Origin of the sequence: Pseudomonas sp. UFMG81, assembly GCF_015354575.1 — a bacterium.
Taxonomy (GTDB): domain Bacteria; phylum Pseudomonadota; class Gammaproteobacteria; order Pseudomonadales; family Pseudomonadaceae; genus Aquipseudomonas.
Window position 1 is genome coordinate 37,487 of sequence record NZ_JACAFQ010000013.1, and the last position, 23,396, is coordinate 60,882.

The window sequence follows — 23,396 nt, forward strand, 5'->3', positions numbered from 1 at the left end:
TCGTCAGCGAGTGTTCCGCTTAGCGGAACATTGCGCTGATCGATTCTTCGTTGCTGATGCGGCGTACCGCTTCAGCGACAACCGGTGCGATATCCAGCTGGCGGATACGGTCACAGGCTTGAGCAGCGGCGGACAGCGGGATGGTGTTGGTCACCACCAGCTCGTCGAGTACCGACTTCTCGATGTTCTCGATCGCGCGGCCCGACAGAACCGGGTGCGTGCAGTAGGCGTAAACCTTGGCAGCGCCGTGTTCTTTCAGGGCCTTGGCCGCGTGGCACAGGGTGCCGGCGGTGTCGACCATGTCGTCTACCAGGATGCAAGTGCGTCCTTCGACGTCGCCGATGATGTGCATAACCTCGGAGTGGTTAGCCTTCTCGCGGCGTTTGTCGATGATCCCGAGATCGACACCCAGGGACTTGGCGACGGCACGGGCACGTACCACGCCACCGATGTCCGGGGAGACGATCATCAGGTTCTCGAAACGCTGGTCTTCGATGTCGTCGACCAGTACGGGCGAGCCGTAGATGTTGTCGACGGGAATATCGAAGAAACCCTGGATCTGGTCAGCGTGCAGGTCGACGGTGAGTACACGGTCGATACCCACGACAGTGAGCATGTCAGCGACGACTTTGGCGCTGATGGCTACACGTGCCGAACGCGGACGGCGGTCCTGGCGGGCGTATCCGAAGTAGGGAATCACGGCAGTGATTCGGGACGCTGAGGAGCGGCGGAAGGCATCGGCCATCACTACCAGTTCCATCAGGTTATCGTTGGTCGGGGCGCAGGTCGGCTGAATAATGAAAACGTCTTTACCGCGGACATTTTCATTGATCTCAGTGCTGATCTCACCGTCGGAGAATTTACCGACAGAGACGTCACCGAGAGGGATATGCAGCTGACGTACGACACGCCGAGCCAGATCGGGGTTAGCGTTCCCCGTAAAGACCATCATCTTGGACACGCGCAGTACCTGAAGGCTGAGGGTATACCTGGATGAGTATAAGGAAAATGGCAGGGGCGGCTGGATTCGAACCAACGCATGGCAGGATCAAAACCTGCTGCCTTACCGCTTGGCGACGCCCCTGTATCTGTTGCTGCGAACGCTTATGCGCTCGACTTCTTGACCAGACTTTGCAGCTTGCGATGCAACATCGAAACATTGCTTCCTTTCGCTACAAACCCTGTTTGGGTCGCTGAAAGAAGGGCCAGAACTTTATCAGCTTCGGCTTTGCTTGGGAAGGCCCCAAACACACAACTTCCAGTGCCGGTCATTCGAGCTTCCGTGTATTTACCCAATGAAATCAGCGCATTGCGAACTTCTGGGTAACGTTGCTCTACTACCGGTTGGCAGTCATTTCGACTGTTTCCCTCGGGAACGGGGCGCATCTTAAGGGGGAGGGAATCACGTGTCAACTCCGGATGCGAAAAAATTTCCGCTGTGCTGACAGACACTTGCGGCACCAACACGACATACCAGGGTTCGACGGGGTCGACCGGCTCCAGGCGTTCACCAACGCCCTGGGCGAACGCCGCGTGGCCACGGACGAACACCGGCACATCGGCGCCCAGGGTCAGGCCCAGGGCGGCCAGGCGGTCTTCGTCCCAGTCCAGCTGCCACAGGTGCGCCAGCGCCAGCAGGGTGGTGGCCGCGTCGGAGCTGCCGCCGCCGATGCCGCCGCCCATGGGCAGCACCTTGTGCAGCCAGATGTCGGCGCCCAGCGTGCAACCGGACTGTTCCTGAAGCTTGCGCGCGGCGCGCACGATCAGGTTGCTGTCGTGGGGCACGCCTTCGATGTCGGTCTGCAAGCGAATCTGGCCGTCCTCGCGCACGGCGAAACTCAGCTCATCGGCGTGGTCGAGGAACTGGAACACGGTTTCCAACTCGTGGTAGCCGTCCGGGCGGCGGCCGGTGATGTGCAGCCACAGGTTCAGCTTGGCCGGGGCGGGGAGTACCAACGTTTCCATCGGATCAGTGCCCCAGCTGGCGTGGCTGCCAGTCCTTGACCACCAGCGTGACGTCGATGTTCTCGCCATGCAGCTTCAGGCGCTCGGGCAGCCAGTAGCCGTTCTGCTCTGTATAGCTCAGGTACTGCACCTGCCAACCATCCTGGTCGAGGCTGGCCAGGCGGCTGTCGCCGTCGAGGGTAAGTTTGCTCTTGCTGTCCGGGGCGGGCAGGCCGCGCACCCACCACACCAGGTGCGACACCGGCAGGCGCCAGCCCAGCTGTTCTTCCAGCAGGGCTTCGGGGCTGTCGGCCTCATAACGGCCCTGGTTGGCCACTTCCAGCACCACGCCACCCGGGCGCCCGGTCAGGCGCGCGGCGCCACGGCCCAGCGGGCCGGCCAGGCGGATATCGTAGTAGTCCTGGCGTTGCAGCCAGAACAGCGTGCCGCTGCCGGAGTCGCGCGGGGCGCGAATGCCGACCTTGCCGTTGATCTGCCAGCCGTCGAGGCTGCCCAGCTGTTGCTTGTGTTCACGCCACAGCTGCGGGTTGCCCTGGCCTTGCACGGCTTCCTTGCTGCCGAAACCGGCGCAACCGGCGAGCAGGGCGATGAGGGAGAAGGTGATGCAATGACGCAGGAACATGGTTTACAGGCTCTCGGATCCGGTCAGGCGCAGGAGGGTCTTGCGCAGGATGGGGCTGTCGGCCTGGGCTTCGAAGCCCTTGGCCCAGACTTGGCGGGCTTCGCGGCGCTTGCCGTTGGCCCACAGCACTTCGCCCAGGTGGGCGGCGACTTCGTGGTCGGGGAAGCGCTCGAAGGCCAGGCGCAGTTGGCGCTCGGCCTCTTCGAGGTTACCCATGCGGTAGGCGACCCAGCCCAGGCTGTCGAGCACCGCCGGGTCGTCGGGGGTGAGCTGGTGGGCCTTGTCGATCAGGGCCTTGGCCTCGGCGTAGCGGGTGGTGCGGTCGGCCAGGGTGTAGCCCAGGGCGTTCAGCGCCATGGCGTTGTCCGGCTCGCGGGCAATGATGACGCGCAGGTCCTTTTCCATCTGCGGCAGGTCATTGCGCTTCTCGGCGAGCATGGCGCGGGTGTAGAGCAGGTTGAGGTCGTCGGGGTAGCGCTTGATCGCTTGTTGCAGTACCTGGTCGGCTTGGGCTTCCTTGCCGTTGTTGCCCAGGCTTTCGGCTTCGATCAGGTACAGCTGGATGGCGTAGTCCGGTTGCGCCTCGCGGGCCTCGGCGAGCAGGCGCGAGGCCTCGGCGCTGCGGCCGTTGGCAATGAGGATGTCGGCCTGGCGCAACTGCGCCGGCAGGTAGTCGGGGCCGGCACCGACCAAGGCGTATTCGCGCAGGGCGGCGGCGGGCTGGCTGCGCTCTTCGCGGATGCGGCCGAGGTTGAAGTGGGCGGCGTCGGCGTTGGCGTCACGCTCGACCATCTCTTGCAGATAACCTTCGGCCTCGTCCCAGTGCTTGGTTTCCAGGCACACCAGGGCGAGCGAGTAACGGATCTCGTCGTCTTCCGGGTATTGCTGGAGCAGGTTCTCGAACTCGGCCTTGGCGTCCTCGATGCGGTCCTGCTCGACCAGGGTGCGGGCGTAGGTGAGGCGCAGGCGCTTGTCATCGGGGTTGTCGCGGATCGCCCCGCGTAGCAAGGGCAGGGCCTCCGGGCCACGGTCGAGCGCTTGCAGCAGGCGCGCGCGCAGTAGCACCGGGGCGATTTCGCCGTTCTGCGGCGGGTGGCTTTCGAGCAGGTCCAGCGCCTGCTGGGGCTTGTTGTCCTGGTTCAGCAGCAGGGCCTTGCCGAACACCAGCTGGCTGTTGTCAGGGTACTTCACCAGCAGCCGGTCGAAGCTCTGCATCAGGCCGTCGCGGGTACTCTGGTCGGTTTCGGCGGCCGAGAGCGCCAAGAAGTCGAAGTGGGTGTCACCCTGGCCCTGCAGCACTTTCTCCATGTAGCTCATGGAATCGTCATAGCGACCGGCACGGGCCAGCTGAATGGCGGCGGCGCGTTGTGCGTCGAGGTTCTGCGGATCGTTGCGGGCCCAGATCAGCGCGGTGTCCAGGGCCGGTTCGTCGGCGCCTAGATACTCGGCGATGCGGTAGGCGCGCTCGGAGACGCCTGGGTCCTGGGTCTTCTGCGCTTGGTCGACGTAGTTTTTCAGGGCGATATCGAAGCGGTTGCGCTGGCCGGCCAGCTCGGCCACCAGCAGGCTGTACAGCGTGTCCTGCTTGAACGATCCATACACCACGGGCTTTTCCGCGCTCTTGCCGGCATCGGCGGGCGACTGGGCGTCCGTCTGCTGCGGCGCAAGGCTCTGACAGCCTTGGAGCAGGGCGAGGGTAAGCAGCAATGCGTAGGATTTGTTCATAGAGGCTTTGGGGGCTAACCGGCGGTCGGAGCATGATGACACAAGCGCAGTGGCAAACCCACCTGCGAAGGTCGTGGTGTGAAGCGGCGCTTCGGAGTATAGGGACAGTGCGCGGTGGTGGGTGGTTCGCAACCTGCTTAACGCCATCCTGCCGTTGCCGTTGTTTTTGCTTAAGCGCGCGATAGTGCAGGCAACGCTATCGCATGAGGGCAACCAGGCGCTTGTCGAAAACTTTGCGGCGCTCGGCAAGCCAGCTCCCACATCTGTTTCGGGCCAATCCATCCTGTGAGGTCTCCACCGTCCGCCTTGGTGTATGTCTTGAGTCATGTGGGGTGACGGTAGCGTCCCCACAGAAACCGCGTCGTACAAACAGAGCGGACAGTGGAGATGGATCAGGAGTAAATGGCCCGAAACAGATGTGGGAGCTGGCTTGCCAGCGATGCGCCGCGCGGGCGGCGCTCGATCTCAAGAGCGCTGCAAGACTCCCGTCGAACACTTGGCGGCCCTCCGCTACGTTCCGGCGTCTTTCGGGCCCGCGCGCCCTCGGCTGCGCCGAGGAGTGCTGCGCACCTGGCCCTACAGACAGCTCCGCTCAGCCTCCTGAAGTCGCGAAGTTACGGGCGGCGCCTTCACTGGCGCAGCTGTCGCACACCGGTTTCGACGAAAATCTCTTGATCGGCATAGGCAAAGGCAAAGAGTGACGCCTGGATGGGAAGGGTGCGGGGCGGCCGATAGGCGGGCCTCATCATCTCAAAAACCTGCGAAGTAGGACAATTATCGGCTTCACGTCCCAACCAGCGACCTTGCATGGCCTTTCTTGCACTTGGTATCAACCATAAGACTGCCTCGGTAGACGTACGCGAGCGCGTGGCGTTTACCCCAGAGCAGCTGGTCGACGCCCTGCAGCAGCTGTGCCGACTGACCGCCAGCCGCGAGGCGGCGATCCTGTCGACCTGCAACCGCAGCGAACTCTATATAGAGCAGGACCACCTTGCCGCCGATGCCGTGCTGCAATGGCTGGCCGACTATCACCAGCTGAGCCTCGAGGAGCTGCGTGCCAGCGCCTACATCCACGAGGAGCACGACGCGGTCAGGCACATGATGCGCGTGGCATCCGGCCTGGACTCGCTGGTGCTGGGCGAGCCGCAGATCCTCGGCCAGATGAAGTCGGCCTACGCCGTCGCTCGCGAGGCCGGCACCGTCGGCCCCCTGCTGGGTCGGCTGTTCCAGGCCACCTTCAGCGCCGCCAAGCAGGTGCGTACCGATACCGCCATCGGCGAGAACCCGGTGTCGGTGGCGTTCGCCGCGGTGAGCCTGGCCAAGCAGATCTTCGCCGATCTGGGGCGCAGCCAAGCCTTGCTGATTGGCGCCGGCGAGACCATCACCCTGGTCGCTCGCCACCTGCATGAGCAGGGCGTGCGCCGTATCGTCGTGGCCAACCGCACCCTGGAGCGGGCGAGCATGCTCGCCGAGCAGTTCGGTGCCCATGCGGTGCTGCTGTCGGACATCCCCCAGGAACTGGTCAACAGCGATATCGTGATCAGCTCCACTGCCAGCCAACTGCCAATTCTCGGCAAAGGCGCGGTGGAAAGTGCGCTGAAACAGCGCCGACACAAGCCGATCTTCATGGTCGATATCGCCGTACCGCGGGATATCGAGCCGCAGGTCGGCGAGCTGGATGACGTCTACCTCTATACCGTCGACGACCTTCACGAAGTGGTCGCGGAAAACCTGAAAAGCCGCCAGGGCGCAGCCCAGGCCGCAGAGGAGCTGGTTTCGGCCGGTGCCGACGATTTCATGGTGCGCCTGCGCGAGCTGGCCGCGGTGGATGTGCTCAAGGCCTACCGCCAGCAGAGCGAGCGCCTGCGTGACGAAGAACTGCAAAAAGCCCTGCGTTCATTGGGCAACGGCGGCAACCCCGAAGACGTGCTGATGCAGTTGGCCCGGGGCCTGACCAACAAATTGCTGCATGCACCCAGCGTGCAACTGAAAAAGCTCTCCGCCGAAGGCCGCCTCGATGCGCTGGCCATGGCCCAGGAACTCTTCGCCCTCCATGAGGGCTCGACGGACAAATTCCCGCAATGAAAGCGTCGCTGCTGAACAAACTGGACACGCTCCAGGACCGCTTCGAGGAACTCACCGCGCTGCTCGGTGACGCCGAAGTCATTTCCGACCAGACACGCTTTCGCGCCTATTCGCGCGAATACGCTGAAGTCGAGCCGGTGATCGGCGCCTATAAAGAGTGGCGCAAGGTCCAGGACGACTTGGAGGGTGCCCAGGCGCTGCTCAAGGATGCCGACCCCGACCTGCGCGAAATGGCGGTCGAGGAAGTGCGCGAGGCCAAGGAGGCGCTGGTGGGGCTGGAGTCGCAGCTGCAACGCATGCTGCTGCCCAAGGACCCCAACGACGGGCGCAACGTGTTCCTGGAAATCCGCGCCGGCACTGGCGGTGACGAAGCGGCGATCTTCTCCGGCGACCTGTTCCGCATGTATTCGCGCTATGCCGAAAAACGCGGCTGGCGTCTGGAAATCCTCTCCGAGAACGAGGGTGAGCACGGCGGCTACAAAGAGATCATCGCCCGGGTCGAGGGCGACAGCGTGTACGGCAAGCTGAAGTTCGAGTCCGGCGCCCACCGCGTGCAGCGCGTGCCCGAGACCGAATCGCAGGGCCGCATCCACACCTCGGCCTGCACCGTGGCGGTACTGCCCGAGCCCGACGAGCAGGTGGCCATCGAGATCAACCCGGCCGACCTGCGGGTGGACACCTACCGCGCCTCCGGCGCTGGCGGCCAGCACGTCAACAAGACCGATTCGGCGATCCGCATTACCCACCTGCCCACCGGCATCGTGGTCGAGTGCCAGGAAGAGCGCTCGCAGCACAAGAACCGCGCCCGCGCCATGTCCTGGCTGTCGGCCAAGCTCAACGACATGCAGACCAGTGCCGCGCAGAACGCCATCGCCAGCGAGCGCAAGCTGCTGGTGGGTTCGGGTGACCGCTCCGAGCGCATCCGCACCTACAACTATCCACAGGGCCGGGTCACCGACCATCGTATCAACCTCACCCTCTACTCCCTGGACGATATCCTCGCCGGTGGCGTGGACGCCGTGATCGAACCCTTGCTGGCCGAATACCAGGCCGACCAGCTGGCCGCCCTGGGGGATTGAATGACCATCATCGCCAGCCTGCTGCGCAACGCGCAGCTGCCGGAGTCGCCCACCGAGCGCCTGGACGCCGAGCTGCTGCTGGCCGCCGCCCTGGGCAAGTCGCGCAGCTACCTGCACACCTGGCCCGAGCGCATCGTCAGCAGCGAAGCGGCCGAGACCTTCGCCGGTTACCTCGAACGCCGTCGCGCCGGTGAACCGGTGGCCTACATCCTCGGCCAGCAGGGTTTCTGGAAGCTCGACCTGGAAGTCGCACCACACACGCTGATCCCGCGCCCGGACACCGAGCTGCTGGTGGAAACCGCCCTCGAGCTGGTTTCGCCCAAGCCCGCGCGGGTGCTCGACCTGGGCACCGGTACCGGGGCCATCGCCCTGGCCCTGGCCAGCGAATGCCCGGGGTGGCAGGTGACCGCGGTTGACCGTATCGACGAAGCGGTGGCCCTGGCCGAACGCAATCGTCAGCGCCTCGGCCTGAGCAATGCCCAGGTGCGCCTGAGCCATTGGTACGACGCCCTCGCCGATGAGCGTTTCGACCTGATCCTCAGCAACCCGCCGTACATTCGCGCGCAAGACCCGCATCTGGTGGCCGGCGATGTACGCTTCGAGCCGAGCAGTGCCCTGGTGGCCGGTGAGGATGGCTTGGACGACCTGCGCGTGATCGTTGGCCAGGCGCCACGGCACCTGCTGCCTGGCGGCTGGCTGCTGCTCGAACATGGTTACGACCAGGCCGCTGACGTTCGCGAGCTGCTGACTCAGACCGGCTTCACCGACGTTGCCAGCCGCCAGGACCTGGGCGGCCACGAGCGCATCTCCCTAGGGCGCCTGCCATGCTGACCGACCTCGAACTGTTGCGTTACAGCCGGCAGATCCTGCTGGCGCAAGTGGACATCGATGGCCAGCTGCGCCTGAAGCAGGGCAAGGTGCTGGTGGTCGGGGTCGGCGGGCTCGGCTCGCCGGTGGCGCTGTATCTGGGTGCGGCCGGTGTCGGTGAGCTGCACCTGGCCGACTTCGACAGCGTCGACCTGACCAACCTGCAACGCCAGATCATCCACGACAGCGACAGCGTCGGCATGAGCAAGGTGGATTCCGCCATCAAGCGCTTGCAGGCGATCAACCCCGAGGTCACCGTGGTCGCCCACCGCCAGGCGCTGGACGAAGATTCGCTGGCCGCCGCTGTCACGGCGGTCGACGTGGTGCTGGACTGCTCAGACAACTTCACCACCCGCGAGGCGGTCAATGCCGCCTGCGTCGCGGCGGGCAAACCGCTGGTCAGCGGCGCGGCGATTCGCCTGGAAGGCCAGCTGTCGGTGTTCGACACGCGCCGCGACAACAGCCCCTGCTACCACTGCCTGTACGGCCATGGCAGCGAAGCCGAGCTGACCTGCAGCGAGGCCGGTGTGCTCGGCCCGCTGGTGGGCCTGGTTGGCAGCCTGCAGGCGCTCGAGGCGCTGAAGCTGTTGGCGGGCTTCGGCGAGCCGCTGGTGGGCCGCCTGCTGCTGATCGATGCGCTGAGCACGCGCATGCGTGAGCTGCGGGTCAAGCGTGACCCCGCCTGCAGCGTGTGCGCCCATCGCCATGGCTGAACGCGCGGCGCCCGTGGGCGTGATGGACTCGGGGGTCGGCGGTTTGTCGGTGCTCGCCGAGATCCAACGCCTGCTGCCCTACGAGTCGTTGCTGTACGTGGCCGACAGCGGTCACGTGCCCTACGGCGAAAAGTCGCCCGACTACATCCGCCAGCGACTGCGGCATATCGCCGGTTTCTTCCGCGAGCAGGGTGCCAAGGCCATGGTCCTGGCCTGCAATACCGCCACCGTGGCGGCGGTTGCCGACCTGCGCGAGCTGTACCCGGACTGGCCCTTGGTGGGCATGGAGCCGGCGGTCAAGCCGGCGGCTGCGGCCACCCGCTCCGGGGTGGTGGGGGTGCTGGCCACCACCGGCACGCTGCAAAGCGCCAAGTTCGCCGCCTTGCTCGACCGCTTCGCCAGCGATGTGAAGGTGATCACCCGGCCCTGCCCAGGGCTGGTCGAATGCATCGAAACCGGTGACCTCGGTAGCCCTGCCTTGCGCCAGTTGCTGGAGGGCTATGTGCAGCCGCTCCTGGCCGCCGGGTGCGACACGCTGATCCTGGGTTGTACCCACTACCCCTTCCTCCGCCCGTTGTTGGCCGGCATGGTCCCGGCGGATGTGGCGATCATCGATACCGGCGCCGCCGTGGCGCGGCAGCTGCAGCGGCTGTTGGAGGCGCGCAAGCTTTTGGCTGAGGGGCCGGCACAGCCGGCTCGCTTCTGGAGCAGTGCCGACCCCGCCAGCCTGGAAAAAATCCTGCCGATTCTGTGGAATAACGCCGACAGCGTGCAAAGCTTTCCGATGTAAGAAGAGTGTGAGAAGTGGCAGTCGCGATTGGAACTATCGTTTCACCGCCGATTTCTACCGATCAGCCTGGGGGCCAGGCGAACACTGAAAACAACATCAGGAAGAAGGGTGTTTCTCATGAAGAAACTCTGTGCGTTGGCGGCGTTTGCCGCTGTTTGCGGGGGGCCGGTGGCGGCTGTTCAGGCTGCCGACATTGCGTTTTCGGTGGGACAGACCGGTGACTCGACCATGGTCTACCGGTTGGGGCTGCAAGCGAACTGGGATGCGAGCTGGTGGCAGACTCGCGTCGGGCGCCTGACCGGCTACTGGGACGGGGCATACAGCTACTGGCAGGGCGACGAGACGGCCAGCAATCACAGCCTTTCGTTCGCGCCGGTGTTCGTCTACGAATTTGCTGGCGAGTCGGTCAAGCCCTACATCGAGGCCGGCATCGGTGTGGCGGCATTCTCGAGCACCGAGTTGGAAGACAACGAGCTGGGCTCATCCTTCCAGTTCGAAGACCGCATCGGTTTCGGCCTGCGCTTTGCCGGTGGGCACGAGGTAGGGATCCGCGCGATTCACTATTCCAATGCCGGCCTCAAGCAGCCCAACGATGGGGTGGAAAGCTATTCGTTGCACTACCGAATGGCGCTGTAGCCAGGGCGGGCGTTTCACTGTGTATAGGCGGTGCAGGTCCCGTTCGCCGGCAAGCCGGCTCCTACAGATCCTCAACTGTAGGAGCCGGCTTGCCGGCGAACGGGGCTGTGCTGTTCAGCGCGAAAGCGGCCAGAGGCTGTTCAGGCTCAAGGCCTCGAGCACCAGTTCCGGCTGGCGCTGCTCCAGGCGGGCCAGCAATGCCGCGGCCGCGGTCTGAGGTGTCCAGTCCTCGGGAACGGCCTGGGCCAGGGTTACCGGATCCCTTAGCGACTGTGGAGCGACCACCGTCAGGTCGATACCCAGCGTCTGCAAGCTCGTGCGTTGATCGCGCAACCACTGCGGCAGGCTGTTCTCGCCATTGGGGGGCTGGGTTGGCTCGAAGCGTTGCAGTGCCGAGTATCGGTTGAGGATCACCATCACCTGTGGCTTCTGCCCCCTGGCCAGCAGCGGCACTGCAGCGCCAAGGCAGTGCTCGGTGGCGCGCAGGTTGCTGCTGACGATCATGTCGAACAGTTCGGTGTCCGCCACATCGTTGGTGAGGTAATCGCACGTCCCGGCATTGATGATCAGGGTATCTAGGGCGCCCCATTGCGCCTGTAAGCGCTGGGCGGCGACTTCGGCCTGGCTCATCTCGTGCAGTTGCCCGGGCAGGCGCGTCAGTTGCCCATCCAAATCGTCGAGTTCCTGGCTGTCCATGCCACTGGCGGCGACCCGCTGCCCCTGATCGAGCAGACGTTCCACCAGGGCCAACCCAAGTCCGTTGGTGGCCCCCGTAATCCAGAAACTACGCGGATTGCTCAAATTGTTGCCCTCTGATCCTGCCAGCTGGACAAGCCTTTGAAGGCCTCCAGTGCCCGCTGGCGACTGCTTTCGAGATCGACTATAGGACTTGCGTAATAATTTGTAGCAAATAGATCGCCGGTTTTCACCGGGTAATGAATGTATTTATCATCCAAATCACGCAGTTCTGGCAACCACTGGCGTATGAACATTGCGTGAGGGTCAAAGCGCCGGGCCTGGGTGACCGGGTTGAAGATGCGGAAATAGGGCACCGCGTCGGTTCCCGTGGACGCGCTCCATTGCCAGCCACCGTTGTTTGCGGCCAGGTCGCCATCGATCAAATGGCGCATGAAATGCCGCTCACCTTCGCGCCAGTCGATCAGCAGGTTCTTGCTGAGGAACATGGCGACGATCATGCGCAAGCGGTTGTGCATCCAACCGGTGTGGAGCAACTGGCGCATCGCCGCGTCGATGATCGGGAAACCGGTGCGGCCTTGCTTCCAGGCTTCAAGGTCCTCGGGCGCGTGGCGCCACGGCAGGGCTTCAGTGTGGGCGCGGAAGGCGCGGTGCCGCGAGACCTGTGGATAACCCACCAGGATGTGTTTGTAGAACTCACGCCAAAGCAACTCGTTGACCCAGGTTTGCACCCCTGGGTTGCCGCTGTCGAATTCGCCGTGGTTGCTGGCCAGGGCGGCGTGCAGGCACTGGCGCGGTGAGAGTACGCCGGCGGCCAGGTAGGGCGATAGCTCGCTGGTACCGGGCTTGGCCGGCAGGTCGCGTTGTTGCGGATAGTCATCGATGCGCTCATCGACAAAGCGGGCCAGGCGCCGGTGGGCTTCGTCTTCCCCGGCAGGCCAGTGTTCGCGCAGGGTTTGCGGTGTACCGTCGAAGCCAGGGAAATGCTGCGGTATGGGGTCGCTCTTGATCGCCAGCGGCTGTTGCGCCCGCACACGATCAGCTCGGGCCGGCAGGCTGCGGTGCAGGTGTTCCAGGCAGACGCGCTTGAACTGGCTGAATACCTGGAAGTAGTGGCCGGCACGGGTGAGCACGCTGCCGGGCTGGAATAGCAACTGGTCGATATAGCCGTGGCTGGCGATGCCAGCCTGCTCCAGCCGCCGAGCGGTGGTTTGGTCGCGGCGGGCCTCGTTGACGCCGTATTCGTCGTTCCAGTGCACCGCTTCGATCCGCAGCTGACGGCAAACGTCCAGCACCACCTGGGGTACTTCATCCCAGGTTTCGGTGGTGCGCACCAGCAACGGAATGTTCAGGGCCTCCAGCGCAGGGCGCAGCTGGCGCAGGTTGCGCAGCCAGAAGTCGACCTTGCAGGCGGCATCGTCGTGGGCCTGCCATTGCCCAGGGCTGGCAATCCACAGGGCGACGGTCGGTCCGCGTTGGCTGGCGGCTGTCAGTGCGGTGTTGTCGTCGATGCGCAGGTCGTTGCGCAGCCAGATCAGTTGCATGGATCAGTGGCCTTTGGCGTGTTGAAGGCAGCGCAAGGCCGCCTGGGGGCTGTCGAACAGTTCCAGGCCGGGCAATGCCAGTGCCTGGAGTTCGCGCTCATGAAGACTGACGCCGGGGCCGCCCAGCAGTTTCAATGTGTCGGTGTCACGCAGGGCACGCTCCAGGGCGGCGAAGTCGGGGCGCCGGCCCAGGTGCAGCAGCAGCGCGCACGGTTGCAGCAACTCGACGGCGCGGCGCAGCTGGCTTGGGCCCACGGGCCACTCCAGTACTTCCAAGGGCTGGCCATTGCTGCTGAGCAACCACGCGCACAACCAGAACTCGGCATCGAAGGGGGTGTCATCGGTGCGCGCGAGCAGCACGCAGGGGCCGCTGAGGGAGTGGCTGTCGTGGTACACCCGGGCGCCGAGCTTGCTGCGCAGCCAGGTGTGGAAGAATGCCTGTTCCAGGTCGGCGTCGAAGTGCGTCTGCCAGCGTTGGGCGAGGACATCGAGCAGCGGCAGGAGCAAGCGTTCGCAGACGGTCACGGCGGGGTACAGGGCCATGGCCTGGTTCAATAGTTGGTCGAGCGTGCGCTGGGCGAGGCGAGCGATGGCTTCGACCAGTTGCTCGATGCGCTCCCCCCATTCGCCGTCGACCGGTGTGCTGACGTCCACGGCATTGTCCAGCAGCGCGCGAACCTGGCTCACTGCCGCGCCGCGTTCCAGCCAGCGCAATACGGCTTGCACGCGCTGCACCTGGTCCTGTGGATAAAGGCGATGGCCCTTGGCGGTGCGCTGGGGCTTGATCAAGCCGTAACGGCGTTCCCAGGCGCGCAGGGTGACCGGGTTGACGCCGGTCAGGCGGGCTACTTCGCCGATGGGCAGCAGGTCATCAGATGGCATTGCGTAATCCGAGGTTCTCTGGATGGGGTTGCAAGTAGGCCTGTTGCAGCAGGTAAGGGTCGGGGTGCTTGCGCAGGTGATGCTTGAACAGGGTCAGCGGCACCACCAGTGGCACCACGCCCTGCTGGTACTGGCCGATGACCTGGCGCAACTCAGCCTTGTCGGCCTGGCCCAGGTCGTTGCGCAGGTAGCCGCTCAGGTGCAGCAGCACGTTGCCGTGGTTGCCACGGCTGGCACAGCGGCGTAGTGCCTGCATCAACAGGCTGAAGTAGCGCGGGCCGAACGTCGTGGGGTCATCGGCACGGGTCATGCCACCGAGCAGCTTGCCGAGGCTGCGGTACGCCTGGGGGTTGTGCGCCATCAGCAGGTATTTGTAGCGCGAGTGGAAGCGCACCAGTGCGCCCCGGCTCAGGCCCTGGCGCAGCAGTTGCTGCCAGTCGGCGTAGGCATAGACGCGGCTGATGAAGTTTTCCCGCAGCACCGGGTCGTGCAGGCGCCCCTCTTCTTCGACCGGCAGGTCCGGGCGCTGCGCACAGAAGGCGGCGGCGTAGGCACCCCGGCCGCCCAGGCGGGCCGGGTGACCGTCTTCCTGATAGACCTTGACCCGCTCCAGGCCGCAGGAGGGTGATTTCTGCATGAACACATAGCCACAGATATCGTCGAGTTCGTCGGCCATCTGTTCGCCATAGGCGCGCAACGGGCCACTCAGGTCGAAGCTGCCATCGCGGCTGCCGGTGACCATGGGCGCGTCGGGATTACCCACCAACCGAATGGGGTCGCGAGGCACCCCCAGGCCTATCGCCATTTCCGGGCACAACGGCAGCCACTCGAAATGCTCGCCGAGCACGTCGTGGCACAGGTCGGAATGCTTGTGGCCGGCGTTGTAGCGCACGTTCTGGCCGACCAGGCAGGCGCTGATGGCCAGGCGTGGCTTGCCGTCGAGGGAGGGCGCGTTCATCGAGGACTCCGGAATACCTGTACAGGGTTCATGTTTTGTACAGGTGTATTCCAGCACAGATAGAAACTTATACAAGTAATCTTTTCTGTATAGGTTTTCGTCGGGCCGTTATTCCAGATGTTCCAGCAAGCGCCTGGCGGCCTCCTGGCCGCTTAACCAGGCACCTTCCACGCGACCGGACAGGCACCAGTCGCCGCAGGCGTACAGCCCCAGGTCGGCATCGGCCAGCGCGCCCCATTCGTGGTTGCCTGCCGGGCGGGCATACAGCCAACGGTGGGCGAGGGCGAATGTGGGCGGCGGCACCACGCAACCGACCAGTTCGGCGAACTCACCCCACAACTGCTCGATGACCTCTTCCTTGGGCAGGTCGATGTGCTGCTTGCTCCAGCTGGAAGTGGCGTGCAGCACCCAGGTGTCGAGGTGTTCGTCACGGCCGGGCTTGCTGCGGTTGCGCGCCAGCCAGTCGAGCGGGTTGTCTTGCACGAAGCAGCCTTGCATTGGTGTATCGAGTGGGGTGTCGAAGCCCACTGCGATCGCCCAGGTCGGCTCCATCTGCACGCCGGCGGCGACGGCGGCAAGCTTTGGGGTGGCGGTCAGCAGCTGCGTGGCCTGAGGGGCCGGCACGGCGATCACCACGCGGCTGAACGGGCCGTGGCTGCAGCCTTCGGTGTCTTGCAGGTGCCAGTACTGCTTGCCACGGAACACTTCGGCGATGCGGCAGCCGAAGTTCACCGTCACGTCCTTGAGCAGGCCGCGGGTGATGGCGCTCATACGCGGCACGCCGACCCAGCGGGTCTGTTCGTCAGGGGAGGGGGTGAGTTCGCCATCGCGGTAGTTGTACAACTGCGGCTTCCATTGTGCGGCCCAGCCGGCTTCCACCCAATGCTGCACCTGCTCGACGAAACGCCGGTCGCGGGCGGTGAAGTACTGGGCACCCAGGTCCAGTGCGCCAGCGTCGCTGCGTTTGCTGGCCATGCGGCCACCGCTGCCGTGGCCCTTGTCGAACAGGTGGACGGTCTGCCCGGCCTTCTGCAAGGCCTGGGCGGCGGACAGGCCGGCGATACCGGCACCGATGATGGCAATAGGGACTGTCATGATGGCCTCTTTGAACCTCGCTGGGCGCAGCGTACGCTGCCAGACAAACCTGTACAATACACAAAGTTTGTATAAGGTTATTCCGCTCGATTAAGGCAGGTTCGCCTATGGTTAATCCGAGAGCGGTCGGTCAAAAAAGTGCCTTGATCTTAAAAATAGACCACCGCCGCCAACTGTGAGGGCACAGCCATGCATATATTGCTGACCGGCGGTACCGGCCTGATTGGCCAACACCTTTGCCAGTTGTGGCGGGGCCAGGGCCATCGCCTGACGGTGTGGAGCCGCACGCCCCAGGATGTGCCGAAAAAATGCGGCAGCGGCGTGCGCGGCGTGGCCCGGCTGGAAGATATCGCCAACGATGACCCGGTCGATGCGGTGGTCAACCTGGCAGGCGCCCCCATCGCCGATCGGCCCTGGACCGGTGCCCGGCGCACGTTGCTGTGGAACAGCCGGGTCACCGTCACCGAGCAACTTCTGGCCTGGCTGGAAAGCCGTGAGCAGCGCCCGGAAGTACTGATTTCCGGCTCCGCCGTGGGTTGGTATGGCGATGGTGGCGAACGCGAACTGACCGAGGCCTCGCAACCGGTGAAAGAAGATTTCGCCAGCCAGTTGTGCATTGCCTGGGAAGAAACCGCCCAGCGCGCCCAGACGCTGGGCATCCGCGTGGTGCTGGTGCGCACCGGGTTGGTGCTGGCCAGCGACGGCGGCTTTTTGTCGCGCCTGCGCCTGCCGTTCAAGCTGGGGCTGGGCGGGCCTTTGGGTGACGGTCGGCAGTGGATGCCCTGGGTTCATATAGACGACCAGGTCGCCCTGATTGATTTTCTCTTGCAGCACAACGAGGCCAGCGGTCCCTATAATGCCTGCGCCCCGGAGCCAGTACGCAACCGCGAGTTCGCCAGGCGTCTGGGCCGCACCCTGCATCGCCCGGCGTTCATGCCAATGCCGGCGTTGCTGCTCAAAGCCGGGCTGGGCGAGTTGTCCACCCTGCTGTTAGGTGGCCAGCGCGCGCGCCCGGTGCGCCTGCTGGCGGCGGGTTTCACGTTCCGCTTCAACGATTTGCAATCGGCGCTGGACAACCTGTCCAACCGCCTCTGACATAGGACGCTGCATGACCGATCACGCTCTGCTGCTGGTCAACCTGGGCTCGCCGGCTTCCACCTCGGTGGCCGACGTGCGCCGTTACCTCAACCAGTTTCTCATGGACCCGTACGTGATCGATCTGCCCTGGCCGGTACGACGCTTGCTGGTATCGCTGATCCTGGTCAAGCGCCCGGAGCAGTCGGCGCACGCCTACGCCTCGATCTGGTGGGACGAGGGCTCGCCCCTGGTGGTGCTGACCCGACGCTTGCAACAGGCAATGGCCGCCCACTGGCCCCATGGCCCGGTGGAGATTGCCATGCGTTATGGCCAGCCGGCCTTGCCCGAGGTACTTGAGCGCCTGGCTGCGCAGGGCGTGACCAAGGTAACGCTGGCGCCACTTTATCCACAATTCGCCGACAGCACCGTGACCACGGTGGTGGAGCTGGCGAAGCAGACCATCGCCGAGCGCAAGCTTTCGCTGCAGACCCGTATCCTGCAGCCGTTCTATGACCACCCGGACTACATCGACGCCTTGGTGGCCAGCGCCCGGCCGCACCTGGAGCAGGGCTACGATCACTTGCTGCTGAGCTTCCACGGCCTGCCCGAGCGCCACCTGAAGAAGCTCGACCCCACTGGCACCCATGATTTCCAGGCCGCCGATTGCTGCGCGGGCGCCAGCGCCGAGATGCGTGCGGTGTGCTATCGCGGCCAGTGCCTGGCCACGGCCAAGGCATTCGCGCAGAAGATGGGTATCCCGGACGGCAAGTGGTCGGTGTCGTTCCAGTCGCGCCTGGGGCGCGCCAAGTGGATCGAGCCCTACACCGAAACCCGGTTGGACGAGCTGGGCAAGGCGGGGGTGAAGAAGCTGCTGGTGATGTGCCCGGCGTTCGTCGCCGACTGCATCGAGACGCTGGAAGAGATCGGCATGCGGGGCAGCGAGCAGTTCGTCGAGGCGGGGGGAGAGGAGCTGGTGCTGGTGCCGTGCCTGAACGATCACCCAGAGTGGGTGAGGGTGTTGGCGGGGATGTGTGAAAAGGTCTGATGGTTAGTTGACCTGTCCCGGCCTCTTCGCGGGCAAGCCCGCTCCCACAGGGTTCTCACTGAACCTGTGGGAGCGGGCTTGCCCGCGAAGAGGTCAGATCAGGCTAGAGCCGGATCAAGGCAACTGGTCATCCAGTGTCTTGTTCTTCCAGCCATCGTTGCCCGGCAGGATCAGGTTCAGGGCAATGGCCACCACGGCGCACAGGGCGATGCCCTTCAGGCCCCAGTCGTCCGGGCCGTCGCCGCTGCCGATCAGCACGCCGCCGATACCGAACACCAGCGTCACCGAGACGATCACCAGGTTACGCGCCTCGGCCAGGTCGATCTTGTGGCGGATCATGGTGTTCATGCCCACCGCCGCGATCGAACCGAACAGCAGGCACAGGATGCCGCCCATCACCGGTACCGGGATGCTCTGCAACAGCGCGCCGAACTTGCCGATGAAGGCCAGGGTGATGGCGAAGATCGCCGCCCAGGTCATGATCTTCGGGTTGTAGTTCTTGGTCAGCATCACCGCGCCGGTCACTTCGGCGTAGGTGGTGTTGGGCGGGCCGCCGAACAGGCCGGCAGCAGTGGTCGCCAGGCCGTCACCCAGCAGGGTGCGGTGCAGGCCGGGTTTTTTCAGGTAGTCGCGCCCGGTCACGCTGCCCACTGCGATCACCCCGCCGATATGCTCGATCGCCGGTGCCAGGGCAACCGGAACGATGAACAGGATGGCTTGCCAGTTAAAAGCGGGTGCGGTGAAGTTGGGCAGTTCCAGCCACGGCGCGGCAGCGATCTTGGCGGTGTCGACCACGCCAAAGACGAACGACAGGGCAAAGCCCACCAGCACGCCGGCGATGATCGGCACCAGGCGGAAGATGCCCTTGCCGAACACCGCCACGATCAGCGTGGTCAGCAGCGCCGGCATGGAGATCAGCATCGCAGTCTTGTACGGCATCAGCGCCGCACCGTCGCTACCCTTGCCCATGGCCATGTTGGCGGCGATCGGCGCCATGGCAAGGCCGATGGAAATGATCACCGGGCCGATCACCACCGGGGGCAGCATGCGGTCGATGAAACCGGTGCCCTTGATCTTCACCATCAGGCCCATGAAGGTGTAGACGAAGCCTGCGGCCATCACCCCGCCCATGGTCTCGGCCAGGCCGAACTGGCCCTTGGCGAGGATGATCGGGGTGATGAAGGCGAAGCTCGATGCCAGGAACACCGGGACCTGCCGGCCGGTCACCAGCTGGAACAGCAGGGTGCCGATGCCGGCGGTGAACAGCGCCACGTTAGGATCGAGGCCGGTGATCAGCGGCATCAGCACCAGCGCGCCGAATGCCACGAAGAGCATCTGCGCGCCCGAGACGACCTGGCGCCAGAGCGGGTCGTTGAAGCCGTCCTGCATGGTCAGGCGTCCTTCTGCTTGGTGCCGAAGATCTTGTCACCGGCGTCGCCCAGGCCGGGGACGATATAGCCGTGTTCGTTCAGGCGCTGGTCGATCGAGGCGGTGTAGATCTGCACGTCAGGGTGGGCTTTTTCCACCACCTCGATGCCTTCGGGCGCAGCCACCAGCACCATGGCGCGGATCTCTTTGCAGCCGGCCTTCTTCAGCAGGTCGATGGTGGCGACCATCGAGCCGCCGGTGGCCAGCATCGGGTCGATGATCAGCGCCAGGCGCTGGTTGATGTCCGGCGCGAGCTTTTCCAGGTAGGTGTGCGCTTCGAGGGTTTCCTCGTTGCGGGCGACACCCACGGCGCTGACCTTGGCGCCCGGGATCAGGCTGAGCACGCCGTCGAGCATGCCGATGCCGGCGCGCAGGATCGGCACGACGGTGATCTTCTTGCCGGCGATTTTCTCGACCTGCACCTTGCCGCACCAGCCGTCGATCTCGTAGGTTTCGAGCGGCAGGTCCTGGGTGGCTTCATAGGTCAGCAGGGCACCGACTTCCTGGGCGAGTTCGCGAAAATTCTTGGTGCTGATGTCGGCACGGCGCATGAGGCCGAGCTTATGGCGGATCAGCGGATGGCGGATCTCACGAGTAGGCATGGGGGAGGGCTCCGGGAGGCGGGCAAAAAAACCGCGCTAGATTAATCTATTCAGTCCTGACTGTCGTGCGGTCATTGTGCACGTTAGTCCATAAAGGCTTGATCTGGGACGAGCGGATGCGTACCTTTGCCCGCTTTTCCAAAATGCACCCCCTGGAGCGCGCCATGTCCGCCGATCTCGAGCACATCCGTCAAGTGATGCACGAGGCTGATTGCCTGTACAACGAAGCCGAGGTCGAGGCGGCCATTGCCGACGTCGGCAAACGCATCTGCGCCGACCTGCACGACAAGAACCCGGTGGTTTTCTGCGTGATGAACGGCGGCCTGATCTTCGCCGGCAAGCTGCTCACCCACCTGCAGTTCCCGCTGGAAGTCTCGTACCTGCATGCCACCCGCTACCGCAACCAGACCAGCGGTGGTGAACTGTTCTGGAAGGCCAAGCCGGAAGTTTCGTTCATCGACCGCGACGTGCTGATCGTCGATGACATCCTCGATGAAGGCCACACCCTCAGCGCCATCATCGAGTTCTGCAAGCACGCCGGCGCCCGCGCGGTGCACACCGCCGTGCTGATCGACAAGGACCATGACCGCAAGGCCAGCCCGGACCTGAAGGCCAGCTACTTCGGCCTGCCCTGCGTCGACCGCTACATCTTCGGCTACGGCATGGACTACAAGGGCTACTGGCGCAACGCCAACGGCATCTTTGCCGTCAAAGGCATGTAACCCTCGCGGGGCTACGGCCCCGCTACCTCACCTCGTTGTGCATGCTAGAGTGCCGCTTCAAGCCAAGGAGCCTCACATGCGTGCGATCGTCCCCTTCCTGCTGGCGCTGAGCCTGCCGCTCTCAGCCGCCCCGCTGCACAGCCAGTTCCTGCCGCCCGACGACCTCGCCCTGCGCCAGGAAGCGCCGACCACCCAGCAACTGTTGCAGGTCACCGACTACACGGTGGTAGTGGGTACCCAGCGCCAGTCCGACCAGCAACCGATCCCGATCACTGCGTCGCTGCAGATGCGCCTGAAGGGCAAGCCGTTGAGCAAGGGGGCGAGCATCGGTCAGGTGCTGCTCAACTTCGATGGCGAGGGGGGCAAGAGCCTGAAGAAGCCCGTCTACGATGAAAAGTCCCGCACCCTGACCCTCAACTACCCGATGGCCGACTACCGGGTGATCATGGACCTGCTGCGCAACGAGACCGTGTACGTGCAGTTCCTCACCTACGCCAACGGCCATGTCTGGGCCGACCTGCATACCGGCACCGTACGTACGCGTTGAGGCCGGCCGGTTCCGGGGGGTACACTGCCGGCCTTCGAAAATGTCCTTGATGGTCCAGTTGGAGCCGGCGATGCGTAAAGACAAGAAACAGGTGATTGGTGACGAGATCAGCGACGACTACATCAAGAGCTTCCTGCAGTTCGAGCCGGCCGATGGCCTGACGTCGCCGTCGCACCACAAGCTGATCAAGGGCTACCGTGGCCTGCGCGTCGATGACTTCGAGCGCTATGTCGGCTTCTTCGTCGAGGCCGGTTACGACCTCGATGGCAAGGACGAGCACGGCAAGACCTTCGTCGAAGTGATCGCCGACCAGCGCAATGCGCCGGAGTACATCGAGATCATCGACAACGCCCGGGGCTGATGGCGGCGAACCGCAGCTCCCACAGGGTGAGCGCATAGCTTGGGCTGATGCGGTCGGTGTGGGAGCCGGCTTGCCGGCGATGAAGGCGACGCGGTCCTGGTTGCAGGCACAAAAAAACGCCCCGAGGGGCGTTTTTTCGTTGCGGCCGGATCAGGCGTAGTGCTTGGCTGGGCTGTCTTGCGCCAGGTCCAGCGCCACGTCGTTGTCGGCGCTGATCTTGTGGTACAGGGCGGCATCGGTCGCCAGGACCTTCTCGCGGGCCGGGAAGATCTCCTTGAGCTTGGCAGCCCAGGCACCCTTGGCCTGCTCGGGGAAGCAGCGCTCGATCAGCTCGAGCATGATCGACACGGTCACCGAAGCGCCCGGCGATGCGCCGAGCAGTGCAGCCAGGCTGCCGTCCTGGGCCGAAACCAACTCGGTGCCGAACTGCAGCACGCCGCCTTTCTTCGGGTCTTTCTTGATGATCTGCACCCGCTGGCCGGCCACTTCCAGGCGCCAGTCCTCGGCTTTCGCCTCGGGGTAGAAGCGACGCAGGGCTTCCAGGCGCTGCTCCATCGACTGCATCACTTCGCTGACCAGGTACTTGGTCAGGTCCATGTTGTCGCGCGCCACCGCCAGCATCGGGCCGATGTTGCCCATGCGCACCGACAGCGGCAGGTCCATCAACGAGCCGTGCTTGAGGAACTTGGTGGTGAAGCCGGCATAGGGGCCGAACAGTAGCGACGTGTTGCCATCGACCACGCGGGTGTCCAGGTGCGGCACCGACATCGGTGGCGCGCCGACCGCAGCCTGGCTGTAGACCTTGGCCTGGTGCTGCTTGACGATTTCCGGGTTGTCGCAACGCAGCCACTGGCCGCTGACCGGGAAGCCACCGAAGCCTTTGCTTTCCGGGATGCCGGAGGCCTGCAGCAGCGGCAGTGCGGCACCGCCGGCGCCGAGGAAGACGAAGCGGGCGTCGACTTCACGGCTGCCGCCGCTGTTGACGTCCTTGATGCTCACGGTCCAGCCGCTGCCGTTGCGGCGCAGGCCGACGACCTTCTTGCTGTACTTGACCTGGGTGTCCGGGCTGTTGCCCAGCAGCTTGAGCAGTTTGTTGGTCAGGGCGCCGAAGTTGACGTCGGTGCCCTTGAGCACGCGGGTGGCGGCGATGCGCTGGTCGGCCGGGCGGCCCGGCATCATCAGCGGCATCCATTCTTCCATCACGGCCTTGTCTTCGGTGTACTCCATCTCCGTGAAGGCGTGGTGCTGCTTGAGCAGCTCGAAGCGCTTCTTGAGGAAGTCGATACCCTTGTCACCCTCGACGTAGCTCAGGTGCGGAACCGGGTTGATGAAGGCCCGCGGCGAGCCGAAGTTGCCCTTCTTGCTCAGGTAGGCCCAGAACTGGCGCGAAACCTCGAACTGGGTGTTGATGTGCACGGCTTTCTTGATGTCGATGCTGCCATCGGCGGCCTGCGGGGTGTAATTCAGCTCGCACAGGCCGGCATGGCCGGTACCGGCGTTGTTCCAGGGGTTGGAACTCTCCGCGGCTCCGGAGTCCATCGCCTCGACGACCTCAAGCTTCAGGGTCGGGTCAAGCTCCTTGAGCAGTACGGCCAGGGTGGCACTCATGATGCCCGCGCCTACCAGTACCACATCAACCGATTCGTTCTGCGCCATTTAACGCGTCTCCACAATCTACAGCTACCTAATTGACAGCACAGGATCCCTGGGTTCGCCAGGATCGCCATGTCCGACTCTTCGCAGTTCTTGCAACTTCAGCGGACACTGCCAACCAGTCTTGGGTGTTCAGGTATTGAACGCCGTTTGCCACGGGTGCGGCAATGCGACTTATGGTCAAGTGATCCGTCATGCGTTACGGGCCGGCCTCAGGCTCCCATCCAGGATGAGCGCTTGTGCCGTCTGCGCAGGGCTGTTTGTGAAAGATCTGCCGCTTTTACACATGCCAGACTGTTCATTG

Annotated in this window: 24 protein-coding genes and 1 tRNA gene; 11 read left to right on the forward strand and 14 right to left on the reverse strand. The window is 64.4% G+C overall.

Translation table 11 applies throughout. The features are described from left to right. Positions 1 to 19 precede the first annotated feature (19 nt). From IX761_RS12415 to IX761_RS12440, 6 genes are all read right to left on the reverse strand, one after another. A complete protein-coding gene (locus IX761_RS12415; protein WP_099773531.1) occupies positions 20 to 961 on the reverse strand; it encodes a ribose-phosphate pyrophosphokinase in 942 nt (313 codons plus the stop codon). A 48-nt stretch (positions 962 to 1,009) separates the two neighbouring features. Then, positions 1,010 to 1,084, reverse strand: a tRNA-Gln gene (locus tag IX761_RS12420). Positions 1,085 to 1,104: 20 nt separating this feature from the next. Further along, positions 1,105 to 1,965: a 4-(cytidine 5'-diphospho)-2-C-methyl-D-erythritol kinase gene (gene ispE / locus IX761_RS12425; RefSeq protein WP_194789880.1), complete on the reverse strand. Its 861-nt coding sequence runs from the start codon at positions 1,963 to 1,965 to the stop codon at positions 1,105 to 1,107. A gap of 4 nt (positions 1,966 to 1,969) precedes the next feature. Then, complete coding sequence (gene lolB / locus IX761_RS12430; RefSeq protein ID WP_194789881.1) at positions 1,970 to 2,587, reverse strand: lipoprotein insertase outer membrane protein LolB; 618 nt, start codon at positions 2,585 to 2,587, stop codon at positions 1,970 to 1,972. Positions 2,588 to 2,590: 3 nt separating this feature from the next. Further along, the gene (locus tag IX761_RS12435) at positions 2,591 to 4,312 is read right to left on the reverse strand and encodes a tetratricopeptide repeat protein (RefSeq protein WP_194789882.1); all 1,722 of its coding nucleotides are present in this window, start codon (positions 4,310 to 4,312) and stop codon (positions 2,591 to 2,593) included. 629 nt (positions 4,313 to 4,941) lie between these two features. Then, positions 4,942 to 5,121, reverse strand: coding sequence for a hypothetical protein (locus IX761_RS12440; protein WP_194789883.1), 180 nt, complete (start codon positions 5,119 to 5,121; stop codon positions 4,942 to 4,944). On the opposite strand from IX761_RS12440, the gene hemA reads away from it, so the two are divergent. The 6 genes from hemA to IX761_RS12470 all read left to right on the forward strand — a co-directional run bounded on the left by hemA (position 5,120) and on the right by IX761_RS12470 (position 10,482). After that, positions 5,120 to 6,397, forward strand: coding sequence for a glutamyl-tRNA reductase (hemA, locus tag IX761_RS12445; protein ID WP_194789884.1), 1,278 nt, complete (start codon positions 5,120 to 5,122; stop codon positions 6,395 to 6,397). The two genes, IX761_RS12440 and hemA, sit on opposite strands and share 2 nt — an antisense overlap. Further along, positions 6,394 to 7,476 (forward strand): peptide chain release factor 1, encoded by a 1,083-nt coding sequence (prfA, locus tag IX761_RS12450; RefSeq protein WP_194789885.1) that lies wholly within the window; start codon positions 6,394 to 6,396, stop codon positions 7,474 to 7,476. The genes hemA and prfA overlap by 4 nt, the downstream gene beginning before the upstream one ends. Beyond that, the gene (prmC, locus tag IX761_RS12455; protein WP_194789886.1) at positions 7,477 to 8,307 is read left to right on the forward strand and encodes a peptide chain release factor N(5)-glutamine methyltransferase; all 831 of its coding nucleotides are present in this window, start codon (positions 7,477 to 7,479) and stop codon (positions 8,305 to 8,307) included. Continuing rightward, positions 8,301 to 9,056, forward strand: a complete 756-nt coding sequence (locus IX761_RS12460) for a molybdopterin-synthase adenylyltransferase MoeB (RefSeq protein WP_194789887.1) — start codon at positions 8,301 to 8,303, stop codon at positions 9,054 to 9,056. The genes prmC and IX761_RS12460 overlap by 7 nt, the downstream gene beginning before the upstream one ends. Beyond that, complete coding sequence (murI, locus tag IX761_RS12465) at positions 9,049 to 9,846, forward strand: glutamate racemase (protein ID WP_194789888.1); 798 nt, start codon at positions 9,049 to 9,051, stop codon at positions 9,844 to 9,846. The genes IX761_RS12460 and murI overlap by 8 nt, the downstream gene beginning before the upstream one ends. Before the next feature lie 117 nt (positions 9,847 to 9,963). Continuing rightward, entirely contained in the window at positions 9,964 to 10,482 is a 519-nt protein-coding gene (locus IX761_RS12470) for an acyloxyacyl hydrolase (RefSeq protein ID WP_194789889.1), read from the forward strand. A gap of 114 nt (positions 10,483 to 10,596) precedes the next feature. On the opposite strand, the gene IX761_RS12475 is transcribed toward IX761_RS12470, so the two are convergent. The 5 genes from IX761_RS12475 to IX761_RS12495 form a co-directional block, all read right to left on the reverse strand. Continuing rightward, positions 10,597 to 11,283 (reverse strand): SDR family oxidoreductase, encoded by a 687-nt coding sequence (locus tag IX761_RS12475; protein ID WP_194789890.1) that lies wholly within the window; start codon positions 11,281 to 11,283, stop codon positions 10,597 to 10,599. Continuing rightward, on the reverse strand, positions 11,280 to 12,722 hold the full coding sequence (phrB, locus tag IX761_RS12480) for a deoxyribodipyrimidine photo-lyase (RefSeq protein ID WP_194789891.1): 1,443 nt from the start codon (positions 12,720 to 12,722) through the stop codon (positions 11,280 to 11,282). Before phrB ends, IX761_RS12475 begins: the two co-directional genes overlap by 4 nt. A 3-nt stretch (positions 12,723 to 12,725) precedes the next feature. Continuing rightward, positions 12,726 to 13,604, reverse strand: a complete 879-nt coding sequence (locus IX761_RS12485; RefSeq protein WP_194789892.1) for a MerR family transcriptional regulator — start codon at positions 13,602 to 13,604, stop codon at positions 12,726 to 12,728. Then, positions 13,594 to 14,562 carry a YbgA family protein gene (locus tag IX761_RS12490; RefSeq protein WP_194789893.1) on the reverse strand — a complete coding sequence of 323 codons (969 nt, stop codon included), beginning with the start codon at positions 14,560 to 14,562 and terminating at the stop codon, positions 13,594 to 13,596. Before IX761_RS12490 ends, IX761_RS12485 begins: the two co-directional genes overlap by 11 nt. A 108-nt stretch (positions 14,563 to 14,670) precedes the next feature. Further along, positions 14,671 to 15,657, reverse strand: coding sequence for an NAD(P)/FAD-dependent oxidoreductase (locus IX761_RS12495; RefSeq protein ID WP_194789894.1), 987 nt, complete (start codon positions 15,655 to 15,657; stop codon positions 14,671 to 14,673). 189 nt (positions 15,658 to 15,846) lie between these two features. Here IX761_RS12495 and IX761_RS12500 point away from each other — a divergent pair, with 189 nt between their 5' ends. Both IX761_RS12500 and hemH read left to right on the forward strand, forming a co-directional pair. Continuing rightward, positions 15,847 to 16,752, forward strand: a complete 906-nt coding sequence (locus IX761_RS12500) for a TIGR01777 family oxidoreductase (protein WP_194789895.1) — start codon at positions 15,847 to 15,849, stop codon at positions 16,750 to 16,752. A 13-nt stretch (positions 16,753 to 16,765) separates the two neighbouring features. Further along, positions 16,766 to 17,779 carry a ferrochelatase gene (gene hemH, locus IX761_RS12505; protein ID WP_194789896.1) on the forward strand — a complete coding sequence of 338 codons (1,014 nt, stop codon included), beginning with the start codon at positions 16,766 to 16,768 and terminating at the stop codon, positions 17,777 to 17,779. A 114-nt stretch (positions 17,780 to 17,893) separates the two neighbouring features. Here hemH and IX761_RS12510 read toward each other — a convergent pair whose 3' ends face one another. Together IX761_RS12510 and upp are read right to left on the reverse strand one after the other, a co-directional pair. Further along, positions 17,894 to 19,168, reverse strand: coding sequence for a uracil-xanthine permease family protein (locus IX761_RS12510; protein ID WP_194789897.1), 1,275 nt, complete (start codon positions 19,166 to 19,168; stop codon positions 17,894 to 17,896). Positions 19,169 to 19,170: 2 nt separating this feature from the next. Beyond that, the gene (gene upp, locus IX761_RS12515) at positions 19,171 to 19,809 is read right to left on the reverse strand and encodes a uracil phosphoribosyltransferase (protein WP_011532223.1); all 639 of its coding nucleotides are present in this window, start codon (positions 19,807 to 19,809) and stop codon (positions 19,171 to 19,173) included. 164 nt (positions 19,810 to 19,973) lie between these two features. Here upp and IX761_RS12520 point away from each other — a divergent pair, with 164 nt between their 5' ends. From IX761_RS12520 to IX761_RS12530, 3 genes are all read left to right on the forward strand, one after another. Beyond that, the gene (locus tag IX761_RS12520) at positions 19,974 to 20,531 is read left to right on the forward strand and encodes a hypoxanthine-guanine phosphoribosyltransferase (RefSeq protein ID WP_194789898.1); all 558 of its coding nucleotides are present in this window, start codon (positions 19,974 to 19,976) and stop codon (positions 20,529 to 20,531) included. 76 nt (positions 20,532 to 20,607) lie between these two features. Further along, positions 20,608 to 21,078: a hypothetical protein gene (locus IX761_RS12525; protein ID WP_194789899.1), complete on the forward strand. Its 471-nt coding sequence runs from the start codon at positions 20,608 to 20,610 to the stop codon at positions 21,076 to 21,078. 70 nt (positions 21,079 to 21,148) lie between these two features. Continuing rightward, the gene (locus tag IX761_RS12530; RefSeq protein ID WP_194789900.1) at positions 21,149 to 21,439 is read left to right on the forward strand and encodes a PA4642 family protein; all 291 of its coding nucleotides are present in this window, start codon (positions 21,149 to 21,151) and stop codon (positions 21,437 to 21,439) included. Positions 21,440 to 21,589: 150 nt separating this feature from the next. Here IX761_RS12530 and mqo read toward each other — a convergent pair whose 3' ends face one another. Beyond that, positions 21,590 to 23,095 carry a malate dehydrogenase (quinone) gene (gene mqo / locus IX761_RS12535; protein ID WP_194789901.1) on the reverse strand — a complete coding sequence of 502 codons (1,506 nt, stop codon included), beginning with the start codon at positions 23,093 to 23,095 and terminating at the stop codon, positions 21,590 to 21,592. Positions 23,096 to 23,396 lie beyond the last annotated feature (301 nt).

What these genes read in the sequence shown, in the direction of transcription:
- IX761_RS12485 (WP_194789892.1), bottom strand. Translation starts at nt 13,604, where the DNA reads ATGCCATCTGATGACCTGCTGCCCATCGGCGAAGTAGCCCGCCTGACC.
- IX761_RS12460 (WP_194789887.1), top strand. Translation starts at nt 8,301, where the DNA reads ATGCTGACCGACCTCGAACTGTTGCGTTACAGCCGGCAGATCCTGCTG.
- IX761_RS12510 (WP_194789897.1), bottom strand. Translation starts at nt 19,168, where the DNA reads ATGCAGGACGGCTTCAACGACCCGCTCTGGCGCCAGGTCGTCTCGGGC.
- hemA (WP_194789884.1), top strand. Translation starts at nt 5,120, where the DNA reads ATGGCCTTTCTTGCACTTGGTATCAACCATAAGACTGCCTCGGTAGAC.
- prmC (WP_194789886.1), top strand. Translation starts at nt 7,477, where the DNA reads ATGACCATCATCGCCAGCCTGCTGCGCAACGCGCAGCTGCCGGAGTCG.
- prfA (WP_194789885.1), top strand. Translation starts at nt 6,394, where the DNA reads ATGAAAGCGTCGCTGCTGAACAAACTGGACACGCTCCAGGACCGCTTC.
- IX761_RS12520 (WP_194789898.1), top strand. Translation starts at nt 19,974, where the DNA reads ATGTCCGCCGATCTCGAGCACATCCGTCAAGTGATGCACGAGGCTGAT.
- lolB (WP_194789881.1), bottom strand. Translation starts at nt 2,587, where the DNA reads ATGTTCCTGCGTCATTGCATCACCTTCTCCCTCATCGCCCTGCTCGCC.
- hemH (WP_194789896.1), top strand. Translation starts at nt 16,766, where the DNA reads ATGACCGATCACGCTCTGCTGCTGGTCAACCTGGGCTCGCCGGCTTCC.
- mqo (WP_194789901.1), bottom strand. Translation starts at nt 23,095, where the DNA reads ATGGCGCAGAACGAATCGGTTGATGTGGTACTGGTAGGCGCGGGCATC.
- IX761_RS12530 (WP_194789900.1), top strand. Translation starts at nt 21,149, where the DNA reads ATGCGTAAAGACAAGAAACAGGTGATTGGTGACGAGATCAGCGACGAC.
- IX761_RS12435 (WP_194789882.1), bottom strand. Translation starts at nt 4,312, where the DNA reads ATGAACAAATCCTACGCATTGCTGCTTACCCTCGCCCTGCTCCAAGGC.
- ispE (WP_194789880.1), bottom strand. Translation starts at nt 1,965, where the DNA reads ATGGAAACGTTGGTACTCCCCGCCCCGGCCAAGCTGAACCTGTGGCTG.
- IX761_RS12525 (WP_194789899.1), top strand. Translation starts at nt 20,608, where the DNA reads ATGCGTGCGATCGTCCCCTTCCTGCTGGCGCTGAGCCTGCCGCTCTCA.
- IX761_RS12440 (WP_194789883.1), bottom strand. Translation starts at nt 5,121, where the DNA reads ATGCAAGGTCGCTGGTTGGGACGTGAAGCCGATAATTGTCCTACTTCG.
- IX761_RS12500 (WP_194789895.1), top strand. Translation starts at nt 15,847, where the DNA reads ATGCATATATTGCTGACCGGCGGTACCGGCCTGATTGGCCAACACCTT.
- IX761_RS12495 (WP_194789894.1), bottom strand. Translation starts at nt 15,657, where the DNA reads ATGACAGTCCCTATTGCCATCATCGGTGCCGGTATCGCCGGCCTGTCC.
- IX761_RS12470 (WP_194789889.1), top strand. Translation starts at nt 9,964, where the DNA reads ATGAAGAAACTCTGTGCGTTGGCGGCGTTTGCCGCTGTTTGCGGGGGG.
- IX761_RS12490 (WP_194789893.1), bottom strand. Translation starts at nt 14,562, where the DNA reads ATGAACGCGCCCTCCCTCGACGGCAAGCCACGCCTGGCCATCAGCGCC.
- upp (WP_011532223.1), bottom strand. Translation starts at nt 19,809, where the DNA reads ATGCCTACTCGTGAGATCCGCCATCCGCTGATCCGCCATAAGCTCGGC.
- phrB (WP_194789891.1), bottom strand. Translation starts at nt 12,722, where the DNA reads ATGCAACTGATCTGGCTGCGCAACGACCTGCGCATCGACGACAACACC.
- murI (WP_194789888.1), top strand. Translation starts at nt 9,049, where the DNA reads ATGGCTGAACGCGCGGCGCCCGTGGGCGTGATGGACTCGGGGGTCGGC.